Source organism: Halomonas getboli (assembly GCF_023094245.1).
GTDB lineage: Bacteria > Pseudomonadota > Gammaproteobacteria > Pseudomonadales > Halomonadaceae > Halomonas > Halomonas getboli.
This window is the reverse complement of record NZ_JALMEW010000001.1, coordinates 648,287-668,644: the sequence shown is the minus strand read 5'-3', so window position 1 is coordinate 668,644 and position 20,358 is coordinate 648,287. Positions and strand designations below refer to the sequence as shown.

General features: G+C 65.8%; 18 protein-coding genes. 16 read left to right on the top strand and 2 right to left on the bottom strand.

Translation table 11 applies throughout. The annotated features are described in order from the left end of the window. Window positions 1-15: 15 nt before the first annotated feature. Window positions 16-1,173 (bottom strand): glycosyltransferase, encoded by a 1,158-nt coding sequence (locus MYL53_RS03245; RefSeq protein WP_247851988.1) that lies wholly within the window; start codon window positions 1,171-1,173, stop codon window positions 16-18. 607 nt (window positions 1,174-1,780) lie between these two features. Between MYL53_RS03245 and MYL53_RS03240 the strand changes: the two genes are divergently transcribed. From MYL53_RS03240 to MYL53_RS03225, 4 genes are all read left to right on the top strand, one after another. Then, entirely contained in the window at window positions 1,781-2,053 is a 273-nt protein-coding gene (locus tag MYL53_RS03240) for a hypothetical protein (RefSeq protein ID WP_247851987.1), read from the top strand. 275 nt (window positions 2,054-2,328) lie between these two features. Then, on the top strand, window positions 2,329-3,903 hold the full coding sequence (locus tag MYL53_RS03235) for a BCCT family transporter (protein ID WP_247851986.1): 1,575 nt from the start codon (window positions 2,329-2,331) through the stop codon (window positions 3,901-3,903). Then, complete coding sequence (locus tag MYL53_RS03230) at window positions 3,900-5,918, top strand: CocE/NonD family hydrolase (protein ID WP_247851985.1); 2,019 nt, start codon at window positions 3,900-3,902, stop codon at window positions 5,916-5,918. The genes MYL53_RS03235 and MYL53_RS03230 overlap by 4 nt, the downstream gene beginning before the upstream one ends. A 103-nt stretch (window positions 5,919-6,021) precedes the next feature. Beyond that, the gene (locus tag MYL53_RS03225) at window positions 6,022-6,945 is read left to right on the top strand and encodes a LysR substrate-binding domain-containing protein (protein ID WP_247851984.1); all 924 of its coding nucleotides are present in this window, start codon (window positions 6,022-6,024) and stop codon (window positions 6,943-6,945) included. Between the two features lie 61 nt (window positions 6,946-7,006). On the opposite strand, the gene MYL53_RS03220 is transcribed toward MYL53_RS03225, so the two are convergent. Beyond that, window positions 7,007-7,774, bottom strand: coding sequence for a class II aldolase/adducin family protein (locus MYL53_RS03220; protein WP_247851983.1), 768 nt, complete (start codon window positions 7,772-7,774; stop codon window positions 7,007-7,009). Window positions 7,775-8,039: 265 nt separating this feature from the next. Between MYL53_RS03220 and MYL53_RS03215 the strand changes: the two genes are divergently transcribed. The 12 genes from MYL53_RS03215 to MYL53_RS03160 all read left to right on the top strand — a co-directional run bounded on the left by MYL53_RS03215 (window position 8,040) and on the right by MYL53_RS03160 (window position 20,347). Then, the gene (locus MYL53_RS03215; RefSeq protein WP_247851982.1) at window positions 8,040-9,092 is read left to right on the top strand and encodes a TRAP transporter substrate-binding protein; all 1,053 of its coding nucleotides are present in this window, start codon (window positions 8,040-8,042) and stop codon (window positions 9,090-9,092) included. After that, on the top strand, window positions 9,089-9,649 hold the full coding sequence (locus tag MYL53_RS03210) for a TRAP transporter small permease (RefSeq protein WP_247851981.1): 561 nt from the start codon (window positions 9,089-9,091) through the stop codon (window positions 9,647-9,649). Before MYL53_RS03215 ends, MYL53_RS03210 begins: the two co-directional genes overlap by 4 nt. Beyond that, on the top strand, window positions 9,650-10,954 hold the full coding sequence (locus MYL53_RS03205; RefSeq protein WP_247851980.1) for a TRAP transporter large permease: 1,305 nt from the start codon (window positions 9,650-9,652) through the stop codon (window positions 10,952-10,954). It begins immediately after the preceding gene. 104 nt (window positions 10,955-11,058) lie between these two features. Beyond that, entirely contained in the window at window positions 11,059-11,346 is a 288-nt protein-coding gene (locus MYL53_RS03200; RefSeq protein ID WP_247851979.1) for a transposase, read from the top strand. A 254-nt stretch (window positions 11,347-11,600) separates the two neighbouring features. Then, window positions 11,601-12,740: a C4-dicarboxylate TRAP transporter substrate-binding protein gene (locus tag MYL53_RS03195; RefSeq protein ID WP_247851978.1), complete on the top strand. Its 1,140-nt coding sequence runs from the start codon at window positions 11,601-11,603 to the stop codon at window positions 12,738-12,740. 68 nt (window positions 12,741-12,808) lie between these two features. Further along, window positions 12,809-13,438, top strand: a complete 630-nt coding sequence (locus MYL53_RS03190; RefSeq protein ID WP_247851977.1) for a TetR/AcrR family transcriptional regulator — start codon at window positions 12,809-12,811, stop codon at window positions 13,436-13,438. Then, entirely contained in the window at window positions 13,435-13,944 is a 510-nt protein-coding gene (locus MYL53_RS03185; RefSeq protein ID WP_247851976.1) for a TRAP transporter small permease, read from the top strand. Before MYL53_RS03190 ends, MYL53_RS03185 begins: the two co-directional genes overlap by 4 nt. Before the next feature lie 9 nt (window positions 13,945-13,953). Beyond that, entirely contained in the window at window positions 13,954-15,261 is a 1,308-nt protein-coding gene (locus MYL53_RS03180; RefSeq protein WP_247851975.1) for a TRAP transporter large permease, read from the top strand. A 41-nt stretch (window positions 15,262-15,302) separates the two neighbouring features. Beyond that, complete coding sequence (locus MYL53_RS03175; RefSeq protein WP_247851974.1) at window positions 15,303-16,538, top strand: metal-dependent hydrolase family protein; 1,236 nt, start codon at window positions 15,303-15,305, stop codon at window positions 16,536-16,538. A 669-nt stretch (window positions 16,539-17,207) separates the two neighbouring features. Beyond that, window positions 17,208-18,143, top strand: coding sequence for a 4-hydroxyproline epimerase (locus tag MYL53_RS03170; RefSeq protein WP_247851973.1), 936 nt, complete (start codon window positions 17,208-17,210; stop codon window positions 18,141-18,143). Window positions 18,144-18,265: 122 nt separating this feature from the next. Continuing rightward, window positions 18,266-19,219 (top strand): dihydrodipicolinate synthase family protein, encoded by a 954-nt coding sequence (locus MYL53_RS03165; protein WP_247851972.1) that lies wholly within the window; start codon window positions 18,266-18,268, stop codon window positions 19,217-19,219. 123 nt (window positions 19,220-19,342) lie between these two features. Beyond that, window positions 19,343-20,347 (top strand): Ldh family oxidoreductase, encoded by a 1,005-nt coding sequence (locus MYL53_RS03160; RefSeq protein ID WP_247851971.1) that lies wholly within the window; start codon window positions 19,343-19,345, stop codon window positions 20,345-20,347. Window positions 20,348-20,358 lie beyond the last annotated feature (11 nt).

Genomic DNA, 20,358 nt, shown 5'->3' with positions numbered 1-20,358 from the left:
AGGCACCGAGCCGGCTCAGGCATCGTCTGCACCGGGCGCGGCCATGAACGCCGCCGCCACGGTCTGCGGGCGGAAGTCGTCCAACCAGGCCTCCTGGATAGCAGGCGCTGCATGCTCGAGTGCCTCGCGAATGCCACTCGCCAGCCCCTCGACGGAGTGCGGCACGATCGACGCCTCGAGATCGCCCTTGAGAATGTCGCGAATGCCGCCCGGACAGTCGACGCTCAGCACCGGCGTGTCGCAGGCCAGCGCCTCGAACAGCACGATGCCCATGCCCTCGAAGCGGGAACTCAGCACGAACAGCCTGGCGTGGTGCATCCACGGGTAGGGGTTGCTGCGCTGACCCACGAAGCGCACCCGTTTGGCGATGCCGAGCTCATCGGCCAGCGCTTCGAGCGCGCCTCTCTCCTGGCCGTCGCCGACCAGCACCAGCGGCATGCTCACGCCGGATTCGGCATAGGCCCGCAGCAGCAGCGCCTGGTCCTTGGCCGGCACCAGTCGGGCGACGTTGACCAGATAGGGCTCGTCCGGCAGATCGGGCTCCGGCTCACGCATGGCCCGGCGAATATCGGCGATCGGGCAAGGATTCGGAATCACCTCGAGCGACGCCGGCGTGAAGCGCCAGCACGTTTGCGCCTTGCTCACGCTCTCGGCGACGCCGCGCGAAACCGTGATCAGGTGTCGCCCCTGGAACAGGCAGCGCCCCATCAGGCGCCGCCGACAGCTGGGCCGGGAAACGTGCAGGATGTTCTCCAGCACGTAGCGCGCGCGATCGTCGCGGAAGGTCCAGACCTGCTCGAAGGTGCCGATGCCACGGAAGACGATGCGATCGACGCGACCGTATTGGCGCTCGAAACCACGCAGCCACTGCCTGAAGACCCAGCCCCCGACGATGCCGGTGCCCAGATACAGCGAGCGCTTGAGCAGCGGATTCAGCACCCACCGCGCCAGCACTTCCAGCAGCAGGCCCACCAGCGTGGCCCGCGACCGCCAGCGCAGATTCAAGTGATGCTGCTGCACCCCCGGATGCGACGGCGACAGCTCGCGCTCGACGCGGCGAAAGCTCAGCAGATGGCTTTCATGCCCCGCCTCGGCGAAGGCATCCGCCAGATTGACCGCGACGCGCTCCATCCCTCCCATCTTCAAGGAACGCACCACGACGAGTGTTCTCACGATAACTCCCCTTTTCCCGCCTCTTCTTGTCCCGACATCGACGGCCAACGCCTCAACCGCACATGCAGCGCGAACGCCGCCGGGCCGGGATAGGCTGCTATGGAACACCATCGAGAGCGCCGATGCTATACGGGATTCTGCACATTCAACGCTGAATAGCCGCTACATCGGCGCGCACGAGCGGCCTCAGGAGCGCACCCGACACTCGACGGCGGGAAGGGAGTGAAAGGCGATATACGGGCAGCGGGCACGGTACAGGCGAAATCTACCACTAAGGTCTCGTTGTCGGCTCATGGCCTGGCGGCCATTATGCTCCCCAACAAACGCACATAAAAAAAGTCCCCCGAAGGGGACCAGTTGGAGCACGCCAGCTCACGTTCGAAGGGCCGCCGCCAGGCGGCCCTTCCGTTCGAACACAGCGAATGGCGGGCCAAAAACTAGAAAAAATCTTGATATCAAGGCCTTACCAAAAACAACTCAAGGCCTTGTCGGCTCTTCCCCGAATTCCTCTACCTCCGACGCACCATCGTTGCGCTGCTCAAGCGTATTTCGCTTCAATATAGTGTTTCTCCCCTGCCTTGAGCACACCAACAGCTCCGCCCCAACCGTGTCCTCGAGCAGCTTCAGCTGTCGGGACGGTGCCGGCTGTGCCAGCGGGATCCACTGGGCGGCCAACCTACTAACCCTGGCTAACCCCGGCTCTCTGGTTGCTCTGCTGCTCGGCGCACTGTTTTTCCAGTTCATCGCGGATGCCCACTTCGGCTGGCACCCCGGCTTCTGCGGCCTGTTGGTGAACTCGGTGATCTTCGTCGCCATGAGCCTGAGCGCCCGCGAAGAACGCGAGCGCTGCCCCGCGGAGGCACTGACGGCCCAAACCTGAAGGCCCTTCACCCAACTTTGGGGTCAGACCCCTCAATCCCCTTAGGTGGCTGACCCCAATCTGCCCCACAACGCAAAGCGCCCGGCATGATGCCGGGCGCTTTGCGTTCGGTCACCGGGCCTGCCGGCCTCCCCCCTAATTTCACGGAGGGCATGCGCTGACGTCATGCCCCCATGCGGATCGGTCGCTGTCATCCACTGGCAGCACCCCGGTATGGTAAGCGGCCATGCGCCGGGGACATCCCGAGACATGACATAACAAGTGGAGAAACGTCCATGACCAACCGCATGCGGCCTTTGGTATTCTGGCCGACCTTCCTCATCCTGCTCGCGGCGGTGATTGCCAGCTTCCAGGATCTCGACGCCTTCCTCGGCTTCACCAGCCAACTCAACGACGCCATCCTCGAACGCTTCTCGTGGCTGTTCAGCCTGGGCAGCCTCTACTTGCTGATCCTGGCGATCGTCGTCTATGCGTCGCCGCTGGGCCACATTCGCATCGGCGGCGACGACGAGGCCGAGCCGCTGCTGACGAAGATGCGCTGGTTCTCGATCACCCTGTGCACCACCCTGGCGGTGGGCGTGCTGTTCTGGACCACCGCCGAGCCGCTCTACCATCTGATGGGCCCGCCCGACTCCCTGGGGCTGGAAGCCGGCTCCTCCGACGCCGCGCTGTTCGCCATGTCCACCATGTTCCTGCACTGGACCTTCACGCCCTACGCCATCTATGCGGTGCCGGCGCTGATCTTCGCCCTGGCCTTCTACAATCGCCGCCAGAAGTTCTCGATCTCGAGCATGCTCGAGCCGCTGTTCGGTCCGAGCATCAGGCATTACTCGGGGCTGATCGACGCCCTGGCCCTGTACTCCCTGGTGGCCGGCATGGCTTCGACGCTCGGCACCGGCGCCATCACCCTGGCCGGCGGTCTCGGCCAGTACATGGACGGCGAGACCAACCCGCTGCGCCTGGGGCTGATCATTGCACTGATCGTGGTGACCTTCGTGATCTCGGCGACCAGCGGCCTGAAGCGCGGCATCGCACGACTCTCGGCACTCAATGCCTGGCTGCTGCTGGCCCTCGGCCTGTTCGTCTTCGTGTTCGGCCCCACCGCCTTCATGCTGCAGATCGGCGTCGAGTCGTTCGGCGTCTACCTCGACAACTTCTTCACCCGTAGCCTGTTCACCGGCGCCGCCGGCAACGACCAGTGGCCGCACTGGTGGTCAATCTTCTACTGGGCGATCTGGTTCGCCTGGGCCCCGGTGGCCGCGCTGTTCCTCGGACGCATCTCGAGGGGCTACACGGTACGCGAGTTCCTGCGCATCAACCTGCTGTACCCGGCACTGTTCGCCACCGTGTGGATCGTCATCTTCTCCGGCGGCACGCTCTACTTCCAGATGCGCACCGGCATCGACCTGAATGCCGTGCTCAACGATCAGGGCGTGGAGCACGTGCTCTATCGGCTGTTCGATGAGCTGCCGCTGGCCAATATCTGGGTCCCGCTGCTGCTGTTCATCGCCTTCGTCTCCTACGTCACCGCCGCCGACTCCAACACCGACGCCATCGGCAACCTCTGCACCCGCGGCCTGACCGCCGACTCCGACTTCAGCGCCGGCATCCCGATGAAGGTCATCTGGGGCACCGTGGTCGGCGTCATCGCCTGGGTGATGACCAGCTTCGTCGGCATCGACGGGGTGAAGATGCTCTCCAACCTCGGCGGCCTGCCCGCGCTGCTGATCATCCTGCTGGCCAGCACCGCCCTGTGGCGCTGGCTCAGCGATCCCAGCGCCCTGACGGTGCCCGCCACACCCGACGCCCAACGCCCAGCCAGCCGCCAAGCACAAGGCCAACCAACATGAACGTGAAGACCGACTTCCCGCACCGCATTCGCGAGATCGAGCATCTGGAGATCCCGCTCGCCGACGGCACCCGGCTCGCCGCCCGCATCTGGCTGCCGGAGGGTGCCGAGCACCACCCGGTGCCCGCCATCCTCGAGTACCTGCCCTATCGCAAGCGCGATGGCACGGCGGTACGCGACGAGCTGACCCATCCCTACTTCGCCGGACACGGCTACGCCAGCGTGCGCGTCGACATGCGCGGCAACGGCGAATCAGAAGGCCTGATGGCTGACGAATACCTGCCCCAGGAGCAGGCCGACGCCCTGGAGGTCATCGACTGGCTGGCCCGCCAGCCCTGGTGCAGCGGCCGCGTCGGCATGATGGGCATCTCCTGGGGCGGCTTCAATTCGCTGCAGCTGGCGGCGCTCAAGCCCGAGCCGCTCAAGGCAATCATCACCCTGTGCTCCACTGACGACCGCTATACCGACGACATCCACTACAAGGGCGGCAATTTGCTGCACGAGAACCTCGGCTGGTCGGCGACCATGCTCAGTTTCTCTGCCGCCCCGCCCGATCCAGCCCTGGTCGGCGACGCCTGGCGCGGGCGCTGGAAACAGCGCCTGGAGAACATGCCGCTGCTGGCCGAGACCTGGATGAGCCACCAGACCCGCGACGACTACTGGAAGCATGGCTCGGTCAACCAGCACTACGCCGACATCGAGGCTGCCGTCTACGCGGTCGGCGGCTGGGGCGACGGCTACAAGAACAGCGTGCCGCGGCTGCTCGAGCACCTGCACGGCCCGAAGAAGGGTCTGATCGGCCCCTGGATCCACAAGTACCCACACTTCGCCGTGCCGGACCCGGCGATCGGCTTCCTGCAGGAAGCCCTGCGCTGGTGGGACCACTGGTTGAAGGACATCGACACCGGCGTCATGGACGAACCGGCCGGCACCTTCTACCTGCAGGATGCCCTGACACCCCAGCCGCTGTACGCCGAACGCCCCGGCGCCTGGGTCCGCACCGAGGGCTGGCCGTCGGCCAGCGTCGAGCCACGCCCCTTCTCGCTGACCGAGACCGGGCTGGTGCCGGGCGATACGCCGCTGAACGCGGCCTGCACCGTCGATTCTCCGCTGACCGCCGGCAGCCAGCAGGGCGAATACTGCGCCATCTGGTTCGGCCCCGACCTCCCCGCCGAACAGAGCCGCGACGATGCCCAGGCGCTGTGCTTCGACAGCGCCCCGCTCGAAACGCCGCTCGACATCCTCGGCAAACCCCGGCTGCGCCTGCGGCTGGCCAGCAACCAGGACTGCGGCCAGCTCACCGTACGCCTCAGCGACGTGCAGCCCGACGGGCGCGTGGCCCGGATCACCTATGGCGTGCTGAACCTGTCGCTGCGCGACCATGATCGCCTCGAGCCTCCGGTGCCCGGCGAACCCATGGACATCGATCTGGAGCTCGACATGATCGGCTACCGGGTGCCGGCGGGGCATCGCCTGCGCATCGCCATCGCCTCGGCCAACTTCCCGCTGCTGTGGCCCACCCCCAAACGCGCCGCCCTGACCCTGCAGCCCGGCCTGCAGCGTCTCGAACTGCCCACCTTCGAGGGCCACACGGTAGCGAACCCGTTCGAACCGCCGGAGAGCGCCAAGCCGGCCAACGTCGAGATCCAGCGCCAGCCCCAGCCGCGCCGCACCGTGCAGGAAGATGTGGCCAGCGGCGAGGTCACGGTGATCGTCGAGGACGACCTCGGGGCCATGACCTACGCCGACCACGGCTATCGCGTGGACCAGTCCTGCCAGGAGCGTTACACCGCCCATCCTGAAGACCCGACGCTCGCCCGGGCGGAGATCGTCTGGCGCTACAAGGCGGGCCGCGACCAGGGACCCGGGCAGTTCGACGTCGAGGTGGAGAGCCGCTATCGGCTGACCTGCGACGCCTCAGCCTTCTATATCGAGGCCGAACAGATCGCCCACGACGAAGGCCAGGAAGTGCATCGCAAGCGCTGGCAGACGGAAGTCACGCGTGAGGCCATCTAGGCCACCATCCCGCACACCGCCCCGGGGCAAGGTCCGAAGTGATGCCCGGGGCGGGCATGATATCCTCGGCGGCGACACGGATTCCCTGCTGCCGAGGACCCTCATGAGCGGACGCGATGCCCTGCCCCCGCTGCAATGCCTGCGCGCCTTCGAGGCCGCCGCCCGACACGGCAGCTTCACCCAGGCCGGCCGCGAACTCAGCCTGACCCAGAGCGCCATCAGCCGCCAGATCAAGCGGCTGGAGGAAAACCTGGGGCGCCCGCTGTTCGAGCGTGATCCGGAGGGCCTGAGGCCGACCCCGGCCGCCGACCAGTACTACCGCGTGGTGCGCCGGCTGCTGCGCGAGCTGGCCGACGAGACGGTGCGTCTGCGCCGACAGGGCAACGACGACCAGATCACCCTGGCCACCAGCCCCACCGTCGCCTCGATCTGGCTGTCACGCCATCTCCCCCACTTCCAGCGTCGGCACCCGGAGGTGGAAATCCGCCTGCTGACCATGGAAGACCCGTACCGCCTCGACCTGACCGAGTTCGATCTGGGGCTCTACTACCATCTCGAGGGCCAGGTAGATCCGCCGGGCCTGATCGCCGAGACCGTCTTTCCCGAGGAAAACGTCATCGCCGTGTGCAGCCCGCATTACGCCGCGCACCACGGCCATGTCGACGCCCCCGAGGACCTGCTCGGCCGGCACATCCTCATGGTCCTGGAAGACCACTTCAACGACTGGCTGACCTGGCGCGACTGGTTCGAGGCCATCGGGATGACCTGGCGCGAGCCCGAGCACTGCCTGCGCGCCAACAGCTACCAGGTGCTGATGAATGCCACGCTCGCCGGCCAGGGCATCACCCTCGGCTGGGAGCAGCTGCTGGCCGAGGAGCTACGGCAGGGCAACCTGCTGCGGGCCCTGCCCCATGCCATGCCGAGCCAGGGCAAGCTCTCGCTGCTGCTGCCCCAGCACCGCCACCTCAGCCAGGCCAGCCGCGACTTCCGTCAGTGGCTGATGAACCTCCCGGCCGCTCCGGACTAGCCTCACCCAACTTTGGGGTCAGACCCCTCAATTCCCTTAGGGGTCTGACCCCAAACCGTCCTTAGTCCTTGTAGCTCGGGTCCAGCGAATCCAGGGTGCGCAGGTGCGCCGCCCATTCCAGCGCCAGGTCGCCATCCTCGTGGATGGTCTGGTCATACTGGCGCGCCACGTGGCGGGCGGTCTCTTCCGACACCAGGTTCAGCGGCTCGCCGGTGCCCTGCGCCGCCACCTGCAGCTCGCAGGCCCGCTCCAGGTAGAACATGTTGTTGAACATCTCGGCCGCCGTGGCGCCGGTGGTCAGCAGACCGTGGTTGCGCAGCACCAGCGCCGAGTTGCTGCCGAGGCTCGCCACGATGCGCTCGCGCTCGTCCAGGTCCAGGGCGATGCCTTCGTAGTCGTGGTAGGACACCCGCTCGTGGAACTGCAGCGAGATCTGATTGAGCCGCGTCTCGAGCCCGCGCGCCTGCGTGGCCACCGTGATCCCGGCGCGGGTATGGGTGTGCATCACCCAGGCCGCATCGTGGCTGGCGCGGTGGATGGCGGAGTGAATGGTGAAGCCGGCCGGGTTCACGCCCTCCGGGCTGTCGTCCACCTTGCGGCCATCGACGTCGATCTTCACCAGCGAGGACGCGGTGATCTCCTCCCAACGCCAGCCATAGGGATTGATCAGAAAGTGCCCTTCCTCCCCCGGCACGCGCGCAGTGATGTGGGTATAGATCAGGTCCGTCATGCGGTAGTGGGCGGCCAGCCGATAGCAGGCCGCCAGCGCGATCCGCGTGTCGCGTTCGGCATCGCTCATCTCGGCATGGCGGGACGGATCGAAACTCATCGGAAAACTCCTTGATGGGATTGTTCGGGGAGTGACGGGCGCGCTGGCGCGATGCGGCACCGCCCAGCATCCTGCCAGAACGGATCATCCTCAGCCACTTGAGGGGTCAGACCCCTCAGTTGACTTAAGTGACTTAAGGGTCTGACCCCAAAGCTGGCTGAACGTGCCGCCCCTGGAACAGCGGAGGTCGCACTGGCACTCCCGCATCGCAGCATTCTTGAGGATGCTGAACAGGCAAACGATGACAACTATAAGGAATACAACAATGTCGCGCTTCCCGACGCCCACCGGCGCTTCCCGCTGCATCCACCGAGCCGCGGCCCTGCCGCTGCTGGCTCTGGGCCTGGCCGCGTCGCTGCCGGCCCATTCCGCCGGCATGGACTTCTCCAACGAATACAACGCCAGCTCGATTCATGCCCAGGGCGATGCCTGGTTCATCGATCGGGTGGAGGCACTGACCGACGGCGACGTCGACATCACCCTGCACACCGGCGGCTCGCTGGGCTTCCGCTCCGGCGATCACTTCTACGCCGTGGCCGACAACGCGGTGCAGATCGCCGACAGCCTCTCCGGCGCGCTGGGCGGCATCGATCCGATCTTCCTGCTCTCGTCGCTGCCGTTCGTGGCCGACGACGTCGCGTCCGCCCACCGGCTCTACGACATCGCCCGGCCGGAATACGCCAAGGTGTTCGAGGACAACGACCAGATCCTGCTCTACGCCTCGCCCTGGCCGGCCAGCGGCATCTGGGCCGAGAAGCCCGTCACCAGCATGGAAGCGCTCGACGGCCTCAAGATCCGCAGCTACGACCGCAACGGCACCGCCACCCTGGTCAACGCCGGCGCGTCGCCGGTCAAGCTGTCCTGGGCCGACGTGGTGCCCCAGCTCGCCACCGGCGGCATCGAGGCGGTGCTGACCTCCGCCGAGGCCGGCGCCAACGGCAGCTTCTGGGAGCACCTCAGCGACTTCAACGCCATCCAGTACGCCGTGCCGCTCAACATGGTGCACATGAATCGCGACGCCTTCGAATCGCTGAGCGAGGACGACCAGCAAGCCGTGCTCCAGGCCGCCAGGGAAACCGACGCCCACAACTGGGAGGTGGTGAAGGAGCGCGTGGCCGAGAACTATGCCCAGCTCGAGGAACACGGCGTCGCCATCCACGACCCGGTGCCGGCCGAGTTCCACGACGCCCTGGCCGAGGCCGCCCAGCCGGTCGTCGACGACTGGGTCGAGAGCACCGGCGAGCGCGCCACCCGCATCCTCGAGGCATTTCATCAGGGGAGCGACGGCCAGGAGAGTGACGAAGAGACCGCCCAATGAGTTCACAGCATCGCCGTGACGGCAGCGCCTTTCCCAGCGTCGCCGCGCTGCTGGTCGATGCCCTCGGCCGGCTGACCAGCGCCCTGGCGGCGCTGGGCGCCGGCCTGGCCATGCTGCTGGTGATCTACATGCTCGGCCATATCCTGCTCGAGATCGGGCTGCGCCTGTTCGGGCACTCGACCTTCATCCTCGACGAATACATCGGCTACGCCGTGGCGGCGATGACTTTCCTCGGCCTGCCCTATGCGCTGGAAAAGGGCGGGCTGATTCGCGTGGCGCTGGTGCTCGACCGGCTGCCCCGGGCCTGGCGCTGGCCGCTGGAGCTGTTCGCCAGCGTCTCGGCGCTGCTGGCCTTCGGCTGGCTGGCCCGCTACTGGACCATCGCCGTGGAGCGCAGCTTTCAGCGCGGCATCGTCAGCGAGACCCTGGCCCAGACGCCGCTGTGGATTCCCCAGGGCACGCTGCTGGTCGGGCTCTACCTGCTGTGCCTGGTGCTCGCCGTTCGCTCGCTGCGCATCCTGGTGCAGCGCCACTCCTTCGACACCGGAGACGCCTGAATGGAAACGCTATTCATCGGGGCCGGCGTGATCGGCCTGCTGCTGGCCGTGCTGGCGCTGGGCAGCTGGGTGTTCGCCGGCCTGGTCATTGTCGCCATGCTCTCGCTGTGGGGGCTCGGCGACTTCGACGCCAACCGCATCGGTCTGATTCTGTCCAAGATCCTGTTCCGCGCCGCCAACAGCTGGGAGCTTTCCGCCATCCCGCTGTTCATCCTGATGGGCGAGCTGATCTTCCGCTCCAACATCTCCGAAAGGCTGTTCCGCGGCCTGACGCCGCTCACCCGCCGCCTGCCCGGCGGCATCCTGCACACCAACGTGCTGGGCTGCACGCTGTTTGCCGCGGTCAGCGGCTCGAGTGCGGCCACCACCGCCACCATCGGCAAGATCACCACCCGCGAGCTGGCCGAGCGCCAGTACGATCGCGACCTGTCGATCGGCTCGCTGGCCGGCGCCGGAAGCCTGGGGCTCTTGATCCCGCCGTCGATCGTGATGATCGTCTACGGCGTGCAGGCCGAGGTCTCGATCAGCAAGCTGTTCATGGCCGGCGTGCTGCCGGGGCTGGTGGTCGCCGCGCTGTATGTCGGCTACGTGGGACTGCGCTGCCTGGCCAATCCGGCCCTGGCACCCAAGGCCGAGGACACCGGCAGCGGCATCTTCCAGGCGCTGCGGGATCTGTCGCCAGTGCTGGGGCTGATCGTGATCGTCATCGGCGCCATCTACACCGGCATCGCCACGCCCTCCGAGGCCGCCGCCGTCGGCTGCGCCGCTACCCTGATCCTGCTGCTGTGCGAGCGCCAGCTGACGCTCGCGCTGTTCCTGGACGCCCTGCGCGGCGCGCTGATCAGCGCGGTGATGGTGTGCAGCCTGCTGGTGGCCGCCGCCCTGCTCTCCACCGCCATGGGCTACCTGCACCTGACGAGCGAGCTGGCCGGCTGGATCGCCGCGCAGCACTTCTCGCCGGTGGCGCTGCTGCTAGCCATGGCCCTGTTCTACGTGCTGCTGGGGCTGTTCCTCGACGGCATCTCGATCACCGTGATGAGCCTGCCGATCACCCTGCCGATCATCGTCCAGGCCGGCTATGACCCGCTGTGGTTCGGCATCTTCCTGGTGATCATGGTGGAGCTGGGACAGATCACTCCGCCGGTGGGCTTCAACCTGTTCGTGCTGCAGGGCCTGACCGGCGAGAGCATCGGCCGCGTGGCCCTCGCCGCCGCCCCCTTCTTCCTGCTGATGTGCCTCGCCGCGCTGATCATCAGCATCTGGCCAGATATCGCGCTGTGGCTACCTGCCGCCCTCTCGAGCTAATCCCCCCTTGGGGTCAGACCCCTCAACCCGCTTAGGGGTCTGACCCCAAAGCGGGCTGAGGCCACTATACTGAGCACCATCTCCATAGCATCGGAGAGTGCGCCATGGCCCGCCCCACCAGGCTGCTGCTGCCCGAAACGCCCGTGCACGAGATCCAGCGCGGCAACAATCGCGGTGCCTGCTTCGTCCATCGCCGCGATGCCACGAACTATCTCGCCATCCTCGACGAGGCCCGCCAGATCTGCGGAGTCGCCATCCACGCCTATGTGCTAATGACCAATCACGTACACCTGCTGGCCACGCCGCCTACGACGACCTCGCCCGCCGCCCCGAACAGCGCTGCGAACGCTACCGCCACCTGTTCGACACCGACCTCCCCGACGGCCTGGTAGACGAGATCCGCCAGCAGACCCGCCGCGGCAAGCCCTTAGGCCAATTGAGGGGGCAGCCCCCTTAGTTAGCTTTGGGGCCAGACCCCTCAATTGGCTTAGGGGGTCTGACCCCACTGTTGGCCGTGTCGCTTAAGAAACAAACAGTCCTGCTTGTTTTTTTATGAGGAGCTGACTAGTCTTCAGATGCCGCCCTTCACCGGCACCCGGCAAAGCCCAACAACAATGCATGGCCGATCCACGGCCCGGGAGACAAGATGACCCTCAAGCGAAGCCACCTGACCCTGGCGATCGCCGCCGCCATGACGCTGCCCGCCCTGGCCACCAGCGCCCAGGCCGAGACGTCTTTCATCGCCAATTCGTTCTACGACCAGCAGCATCCGCACTCGAAGTACGGCTACATCGAGTGGGCCGACACCGTGCGCGAGCTGTCCCACGGCGAGCTCGACCCGGAGGTCTACACCGGAACCGTGCTGCTCGCCCCGCGCGCCAGCCTGCAGGGCATCCAGGACGGCATCGTCCAGGTGGCCCACCACGCCGCGGTCTACACGCCGTCGGAGATGCCGGTCGCCAACGCCGTGCAGGAGCTGGGCTTCAACTTCGACGACCCGCTGATCGCCATCCTTGCGGTCACCGACTTCAGCACCCACAACCCGATCCAGCTGCAGGAGTGGCAGGACCTCAACATCGTCTACCTCGGCGCCTACACCACGCCGCCCTACGTGCTGTTCTGCCGCGAGCCGGTGCGCAACCTCGAGGAACTCCAGGGCAAGCGCATCCGCACCGCCGGCTCCACCGTCTCGGCCTGGGTCGAGCAGGCCGGCGGCATCCCGGTCAACGTGCCCTCCAGCGAGATGTACACCGGTCTCGACCGCGGTTCACTCGACTGCGCTACCAACGCCGCCAACGACCTGATCGACCGCTCGCTGTGGGAAGTCGCCGACTACACCACCCTGCTGCCCACCGGCATGTACTGGTCCGGTCCGCAGTGGGGCTTCAACGAGGACTTCTGGTCCGGCCTGACCGACGACCAGCGCGACGTCTTCAAGCAGGCTTCCGCCAAGGCCATGACGCGCATGATCGTGCAATACCTCGATACCGCCGACGACGCCCTCGAGGAAGCCCAGGCCAAGGGCAACCAGATCTTCCAGCCGGAGCCGGACCTGATGCAGTCGGTGGAAGACTTCCGCGAGCAGGCCCTGGCCGGCATCTACGACGTCGCCCGCGACAAGTACGGCGTCGAGGACCCGAAGGCGCTGATCGACGACTTCCTGGCCACCTACCAGAAATGGCAGGGGCTGCTCGCCGACGTCGACCGCAGCGACGAGGACGCCCTGGCCGAGCTCGCCATGCGGGAGATCTACGACACCCTACCGGCCGACTACGGCATCTACTGAGCCGCCCACCGACGGCCGCTCGTGATGTCGTGATCCGACGAGCGGCCTTTCCCTGCCGAGAGCCCCCGATGAGCCAACGCCAGACCCAGGAACAGCGCTCCCGCCAGACCCAGGCCAAGATCATGCAGGCCACGCTCGAATGCATCCTGAGCCAGGGCATCCGCGCCACCTCCACGGTCGACGTGGCCCGCGCCGCCGGCGTCTCGCGCGGCGCCCTGGTCCACCACTACCCGACCAAGGAAGCGCTGATGCAGGCCGCGCTCGAAGACCTGCTCGAACGCGAGGTGGTCAGCGTGCGCGACCTGGCCGAGCGCATGCGACAAGGCGAGATGGACGTGGACGGCCTGCTGCAGGCACTGCACGAGCACTTCAAGGGCGACCTGTTCATGGTCACCCTGGAGTACCTCACCACCGCCCGCACCGACCCCGCCATCATGAGCGTGCTGGAACCGCTGGCGGCGCGCTTCAACGCCTCACTGGAGCAGATCTGGGAGCAGCTCGTCGCCAACGGCAGCCACGCCAGCGACGAGAATCGCGTCGCCCTGAACGCCACCCTGTGCATGATGCGCGGCATGGGCGCCCAGAGCATCTGGCGCGACGACCCGGCGCTGTACCGCGACATGCTGCTGTTCTGGAAACGCATGCTGCTCGAGACCGGCTACATCGGCGCCTCTTCCACCTCGGGAGATGCCACATGATCCGCACCGTCGGACGCCATATCGAAATCCTCAGCGACTGGGTCAACCGCGCCACCCTGGTGCTGGCCGCCCTGTTCCTGATGCTGATGGCGCTGCACGTGACCCTGGACGTCGCGCTGCGCTACGTCGTCGGACAGTCCTTCCCCGGCACGCTGGAGATCGTCTCCTTCTACTACATGGTGGCGCTGGTGTTCCTGCCGCTGGCCTACACCGAGCGCATGGGCGAACACATCAGCGTCGACGTGCTGGTCGGCCGCTTCCCGCCCGCCGTGCAGCTCGCGCTCTACCTGTTCGCCGGCGTCCTGGGGGTGAGCTATTTCGCCATGCTTGGCTACCAGGGCTACCTGGACGCGCTGGACGCGACCCTGTCCCGGGAGACCGCCATGGCCAACTTCACCTTCTACCTGTGGCCCAGCCGCTGGGCGCTGCCGCTCGGCTTCGCCGCCATCTGCCTCGCCATCGTCGCCAACATGCTGAAGGCGATCCGCCTTCGCCAGGCACTCTAGGAGCCTGCCATGAGTCATCTCGAGATCGGCGTGGCGGGCATCGCCGCCGCCCTGTCCCTGATCGCCCTGCGCGTGCCCATCGGCGTCGCCCTGGGGCTGGTGTCCATCGTCGGCATCGGCCAGCTGGTCAACATGCGCGTCGCCTGGGGCATGATCTCCGCCACCCCGTTCGACTTCGCCGGCACCTGGGAGCTGACCGCCGCGCCCATGTTCCTGTTCATGGGCTACCTGTGCACCACCACCCGCATGACCGAGGGCCTGTTCCAGGCCATGCGCCTGTATCTCGCCCGGCTGCCCGGCGGGCTCGCGGTGGCAAGCGTCATGGCCTCGGCCTTCTTCGCCGCCGCCTCCGGCTCCAGCGTGGCCACCTCCGCGGCCATGTCGCGCATCGCCGTGCCGGAGATGCTCAAGCGAAACTACGACAAGGGCCTGGCCACCGGCACCGTGGCGGCCTCGGGCACCCTGGGCTCGCTGATTCCGCCCAGCGTGCTGCTGGTGCTCTACGGCGTCTACGCCCAGGTCTCGGTGGGCCAGCTGTTCATGGCCGGCTTTCTGCCCGGGCTGCTCTCGGCACTGCTCTACATCGTGATGATCATGGCCCGGGTCAAGGCCAATCCGGCACTGGCCGGCCATGCCCAGGTCACCTCCAGCTGGGACGAGAAGTGGCAGGCCTTTCGCCATATCTGGCCGCTACCGCTGCTGATCACCGCCGTGCTGGGCGGCATCTTCCTAGGCGTGTTCTCGCCCACCGAGGCCGGCGCGGTGGGCACCACCATCGCCGCGCTGATCGCCCTGGCGCGCCGCACCCTGTCCCTGAGCGCCATCCGCGAGGCGCTGACGCGCACCGCCGTCAGCACCGCCAGCATCTTCATCATCCTGATCGGCTCGCTGTTCTTCACCCGCTTCCTGGCCATGAGCGGCGTGCCCGCCGCCTTCTCGGAGCTGATCCTCGGCGTCAGCACCGAGACCTGGTGGATCATCCTCGCCGTGGCGGTGATCTACCTGGTGCTCGGCATGTTCATCGACTCCATCGGCCTGATGCTGCTGACGCTGCCGTTGATCCTGCCGCTGGTGCAAGGCGCCGACCTCAACCTGGTATGGTTCGGCATCATCGTGGTCAAGCTGCTGGAGGTCGGCCTGGTCACCCCGCCGATCGGCCTCAACGTCTACGTGATCAAGGGCGCCCTGGGCAAGAGCGTGACCCTGCCCGAGGTGTTCCGCGGCGTCAGCTGGTTCATCGTCATGGACATCGTCGCCCTGCTGCTGATCGTGCTGATCCCCGCGCTCTCGCTCACTCTCCCCCAACAGATGCTGTGACCCGCCACACAACGACAACAAACGCTCGAAGGAAGCCCCCCATGACCACCACCCGCTTCATCAACGCCAACGTCATCGACACCCGCGCCGGCCGCGTACTGCCCGGCCGCGAGGTCCGCATCCAGGACGGCCGCATCGTCGAGGTCGGCGAGGCCCCGCTCGCCGGCGAGGACGACCGCGTCATCGACGTGCAGGGCCACTACCTGATGCCCGGCCTGGTCGACGCCCACGTCCACGTCACCGCCATCACCCCCGACTTCGCTCTGCTGGAAACGCTCTCGCCCTTCTACGTCGGCGCCAAGTCCAGCGAGCTGCTGGAGGCCATGCTGATGCGCGGCTTCACCACGGTGCGCGACGCCGGCGGCGCCGACTACGGCCTGGCCAACGCCGTCGACGAGGACAGCCTGATCGGCCCGCGGCTGCTCTACTGCGGCAACGCCCTGTCGCAGACCGGCGGGCACGGCGACATGCGCGGCCCGGGCCAGCAGACCTTCGAGGGCTGCTTCTGCTGTGCCGGCCTCGGCCGGGTCTGCGACGGCGTCAGCGAGGTGCGCCGCGCCGCGCGCGACGAGATCCGCAAGGGCGCCACCCAGATCAAGATCATGGCCTCCGGCGGTGTGTCCTCGCCCACCGACCGCATCGACAGCACCCAGTTCTCGCTGGAAGAGATCGACGCCATCGTCGAGGAAGCCACCGCCGCCAACATCCATACCATGGCCCACGCCTACACCGCGCGGGCCATCAACCGGCTGATTCCCCGCGGCGTGAAGACCATCGAGCACGGCAACCTGATGGACGAGGAGAGCTGCCGCCTGTTCCTGGAGCACGACGCCTACCTGACGCCGACGCTGGCCACCTACGACGCCCTGGCCAAGGAAGGCGTGGCCGCCGGCATGGCCGAACACCTGCAGCGCAAGGTGTTCGACGTGCTGGAGGCCGGCGGCCGCGCGCTGGAGATGGCACAGAAGCACGGCGTAAAGATGCTCTACGGCTCCGACCTGCTCGGCCGCATGCAGCGCCATCAGCTCAATGAATTCCACCTGCGCAAGGGCGTGGTGCCCGCCGCCGACCTGGTCCGCGCCGCCACCTGCAACGCCGCCGACGCCTTCGGCTACGTCGGCGACTTCGGCGAGGTCATCCCCGGCGCCCGCGCCGACCTGCTGGTGGTGCGCGACAATCCGCTGGAAGACATCACCGCCCTCACCGACCCGCAGACCCAGCTGCTGACGATCATGAAGGGCGGCAAGGTCTATCACGAGGTGGGCAAGCCCGCTTAGGGGTCAGACCCCTCAATTGACTTAGGGGTCTGACCCCACCGTTGCTCTTTCTTACCGCGCTATCGGGAGCTGCTTAATATGCGCCTCGATAGCGTCTCGGACTTGCCCTGTCATCGGGAGATGAGACTTATCAGCCTGCCAGTGCTGGTGGAAGAGTGTGGCGGTCTCGTAAGCCGTATCGAGAACGAGCTTTCGTGGAATGGCGGCCTTGGCCGCCAAATGCTCAAGTTCGTTGAAGACCGGAGCCACTTTCGCGCGCTCAAGCGACGCTTCCCGCATCACCGCTTCTCCTAGCAGCGGCCCCAGGTCACGATCCCGCGCATCCCACGCTCACCGCCTCACTCGAGGAAAACGGCGTGATCGGCCCGCGGCGTCTCGCCTGCGATTCAGAGCAAGATAATGGCCGCCAACAGCGTGCCTCACGCGCCGAGCGTTTCTCGACCTTAGCCTAGCCATATGCCCCCATCTCACCTATGACCCGGCCCCAAGGCGCGTCATAGCTGGTTCTGCGCAGCGACTCCTCCGGCTTTCACCTGATGTTTCTTCACTTCCCCATCGATCATAGCTTCACAAACCAGATCGAAGATTGTATAAAATATAAAAACAGACGCAGTTGATGCCCTCACCCAAGTGGGTGACCGACGCTCATAAGACAAACAAAGGTGTTCCATGAAGCACATACGCGTGATCGATTCCCATACGGCAGGCGAACCGACAAGGCTGATTCTGGAGGGCTTTCCCTCGCTACCCGGAAGCACCTTGGCGGAAAAACGTGATGCCCTTTGTCAATCGCATGATGAGTGGCGGCGTACCAGCATGCTCGAGCCGCGCGGTCACGATGTTCTGGTAGGCGCCCTGTATTGTGAGCCCGTGTCGCAGAAAGCGACGTGTGGCGTCATCTTTTTCAATAACACCGGTTATTTAGGCATGTGCGGCCACGGCACGATCGGACTCGTCGCGTCGCTACACCACCTCGACAAGATGTCGCCGGGAACACACATCATCGACACGCCCGTAGGCCCCGTGGACGCCACACTTCACGACGACGGCGCCGTGACCGTGCGTAATGTTCTCGCCTATCGATACCGCAAGCAGGTGCCGCTCGAGGTTCCCGGCTATGGGGTGGTACATGGCGATATCGCCTGGGGTGGCAACTGGTTCTTCCTCGTGAACGACCACGGTCAAACGCTGGAGCTCGACCAAGCCGAAGCCCTGACCGACTTCACCTGGGCCATTCGCCAAGCCTTGGAAGCCCACTCGATCACCGGCGCGAACGGAGAGCTCATCGATCATATCGAGCTGTTCTCAGATGACATCGAGGCGGACAGCCGCAACTTCGTGCTGTGTCCGGGCAAGGCTTATGACCGGTCGCCCTGCGGCACTGGCACCAGCGCAAAACTGGCCTGCCTCGCCGCAGACGGCAAGCTCGCTCCGGGCGAAACCTGGACGCAAGCGGGCATCTGCGGCGGCCATTTCGAGGGGTATTACGAGTGGGAAGGCGATGGCATTCGCCCCTACATCAAAGGACGTGCCTACCTGAGCGCTGACAGCACGCTGCTCATCGACGAGCAAGATCCCTTCGCCTGGGGCATCGCAACGTCATAGCCCGCTCCAGGATATGAGGCCTAGTCGGCACCGACTTTTTCACGTTTCAGTCCTTTGCGTTCCGCTAAGGACAAAAGGGCTGACCCATAGACACCGAAGACACAACCCCAAAAGGAACCACCATGCACGACTCTATCTTCACAGGCTGCATTCCTGCACTGATGACCCCCTGCAATGCCGACCGCGAGCCGGACTTCGATGCTCTCGTTGCCAAGGGCCGCGAGCTGATCGATATCGGCATGAGCGGCGTCGTCTACTGCGGCTCCATGGGAGACTGGCCACTGTTGACCGAAGCACAGCGCCAGGAAGGCGTCGCGCGGTTGGTCGAGGCAGGTGTGCCGACGATCGTGGGTACCGGTGCGGTCAACAGTAAAGAGGCGGTTTCCCATGCGGCTCATGCCGCCAAAGTCGGCGCACAGGGCTTGATGGTCATTCCGCGCGTGCTGTCCCGCGGCAGCTCGGTCACCGCCCAGAAGGCTCACTTCTCGGCCATTCTCGAAGCAGCCCCCAACCTCCCGGCGGTCATTTACAACAGCCCCTACTACGGCTTTGCCACACGCGCCGACCTGTTTTTCGAACTCCGCCAGGCATATCCCAACCTGATTGGTTTCAAGGAGTTTGGCGGCGCCGACGACCTGCGCTACGCGGCCGAAAACATCACCTCCCAGGACGAGGCAGTCACCCTGATGGTCGGCGTCGATACCACCGTCTATCACGGCTTCGTCAACTGCGGTGCCACCGGTGCCATCACCGGTATTGGTAATGCGCTGCCTCGTGAAGTGCTGCATCTGGTCGCGCTGAGCAAGAAAGCCGCCAAGGGAGATGCCAAAGCACGTCGTCAAGCACAGGAGTTAGAAGAAGCGCTGGGTGTGCTCTCCTCTTTCGATGAAGGCGCCGACCTGGTCCTTTACTACAAGCATCTGATGGTGCTCAACGGGGATAATGAATACGCCCTGCATTTCAACGAGACCGACGTCCTCAGCGAGGCCCAACGCAACTATGTCGAGGCCCAATACGATCTCTTCCGTACCTGGTATGCCCAGTGGTCGGCGTCGCTCGACCAAGCCGGAGCCTAAGGCGCAACGATTCGCCCCTGAGACATAGGACACGTCGCAAGCCATATCCACAGATGCGGCTCTCCCGTGTTCCGCCTCGGCCCAACTGCCGGGCCGAGGCCCTTTAACCGCTAGGAGTCTTTCATGCGTCGTATGAGTCTGGAAGACGCGACCGTATTGGCCGAGGCAGTGCTGAATCGCCAAGGCTTCAGCCAAGAGCAGACCCGCGCCCTTAGCCAAACGGTGATCGCCGGCCAACGCGATGAATGCCATTCTCATGGCCTTTACCGACTATTGAACTGTGTTTCCACACTGGCCGCCGGAAAAGTCGTCCCTGACGCCGTGCCGGAGGTACACGACCAAGCACCGGGCATCGTGCGGGTGGATGCCAAAGGCGGCTTCTCGCAGCTCGCTTTCGAGGCAGGCCTACCGAAGCTGGCTGCCAAGGCTCGGAACCAAGGCATCGCCGCCCTCGCCATCAACCACTGCGTGCACTTCTCTGCGTTGTGGATCGAGATCGAAGCGATCACCGACTTGGGCCTGGTCGGTCTAGCCTGCAACCCAACCCACGCCTGTGTCGCTCCCGCCGGAGGTAGCCAGCCGCTGCTTGGCACCAATCCGCTGGCGTTTGGCTGGCCGCGCCCTGATGGCCAATCGCCCTTCATCTTTGACTTCGCCACCAGCGCAGTGGCGCGAGGTGAAATTGAGCTGCATCGTCGCGAGAACAAACCCATCCCCGAGGGCTGGGGCCTCGATCGTGCCGGGCAGCCCAGTCAGGACCCGGCCGAGGTTCTCGAGGGCGCGATGCTGCCCTTTGGCGGTCACAAGGGATCAGCCCTGGGCACCATGATCGAGCTGATTGCCGGCCCCTTGATAGGCGATCTCACCAGCGCCGAATCCCTGGCCCATGACGACAAAGCCGGCGCTTCGCCCTATCACGGTGAGCTGATTCTAGCGATGGATCCGGCGCGCTTTCTCGGTGGGAGCGCCGCTCATTACATGGCCAAGGCAGAAACTCTGTTCTCATCCATCAGCGAGCAGGGCGCGCGCCTCCCCTCTCAGCGTCGCTACGAGGCCCGCGAACGTACTCGCCAAGAGGGAATTGCCATACCGGAGGCGCTCTATCAGGAGCTGGTTCAGCTGACGTGAGCGCGATGGTC

What these genes read in the sequence shown, in the direction of transcription:
- MYL53_RS03235 (WP_247851986.1), top strand. Translation starts at nt 2,329, where the DNA reads ATGACCAACCGCATGCGGCCTTTGGTATTCTGGCCGACCTTCCTCATC.
- MYL53_RS03230 (WP_247851985.1), top strand. Translation starts at nt 3,900, where the DNA reads ATGAACGTGAAGACCGACTTCCCGCACCGCATTCGCGAGATCGAGCAT.
- MYL53_RS03225 (WP_247851984.1), top strand. Translation starts at nt 6,022, where the DNA reads ATGAGCGGACGCGATGCCCTGCCCCCGCTGCAATGCCTGCGCGCCTTC.
- MYL53_RS03220 (WP_247851983.1), bottom strand. Translation starts at nt 7,774, where the DNA reads ATGAGTTTCGATCCGTCCCGCCATGCCGAGATGAGCGATGCCGAACGC.
- MYL53_RS03215 (WP_247851982.1), top strand. Translation starts at nt 8,040, where the DNA reads ATGTCGCGCTTCCCGACGCCCACCGGCGCTTCCCGCTGCATCCACCGA.
- MYL53_RS03210 (WP_247851981.1), top strand. Translation starts at nt 9,089, where the DNA reads ATGAGTTCACAGCATCGCCGTGACGGCAGCGCCTTTCCCAGCGTCGCC.
- MYL53_RS03205 (WP_247851980.1), top strand. Translation starts at nt 9,650, where the DNA reads ATGGAAACGCTATTCATCGGGGCCGGCGTGATCGGCCTGCTGCTGGCC.
- MYL53_RS03200 (WP_247851979.1), top strand. Translation starts at nt 11,059, where the DNA reads ATGGCCCGCCCCACCAGGCTGCTGCTGCCCGAAACGCCCGTGCACGAG.
- MYL53_RS03195 (WP_247851978.1), top strand. Translation starts at nt 11,601, where the DNA reads ATGACCCTCAAGCGAAGCCACCTGACCCTGGCGATCGCCGCCGCCATG.
- MYL53_RS03190 (WP_247851977.1), top strand. Translation starts at nt 12,809, where the DNA reads ATGAGCCAACGCCAGACCCAGGAACAGCGCTCCCGCCAGACCCAGGCC.
- MYL53_RS03185 (WP_247851976.1), top strand. Translation starts at nt 13,435, where the DNA reads ATGATCCGCACCGTCGGACGCCATATCGAAATCCTCAGCGACTGGGTC.
- MYL53_RS03180 (WP_247851975.1), top strand. Translation starts at nt 13,954, where the DNA reads ATGAGTCATCTCGAGATCGGCGTGGCGGGCATCGCCGCCGCCCTGTCC.
- MYL53_RS03175 (WP_247851974.1), top strand. Translation starts at nt 15,303, where the DNA reads ATGACCACCACCCGCTTCATCAACGCCAACGTCATCGACACCCGCGCC.
- MYL53_RS03170 (WP_247851973.1), top strand. Translation starts at nt 17,208, where the DNA reads ATGAAGCACATACGCGTGATCGATTCCCATACGGCAGGCGAACCGACA.
- MYL53_RS03165 (WP_247851972.1), top strand. Translation starts at nt 18,266, where the DNA reads ATGCACGACTCTATCTTCACAGGCTGCATTCCTGCACTGATGACCCCC.
- MYL53_RS03160 (WP_247851971.1), top strand. Translation starts at nt 19,343, where the DNA reads ATGCGTCGTATGAGTCTGGAAGACGCGACCGTATTGGCCGAGGCAGTG.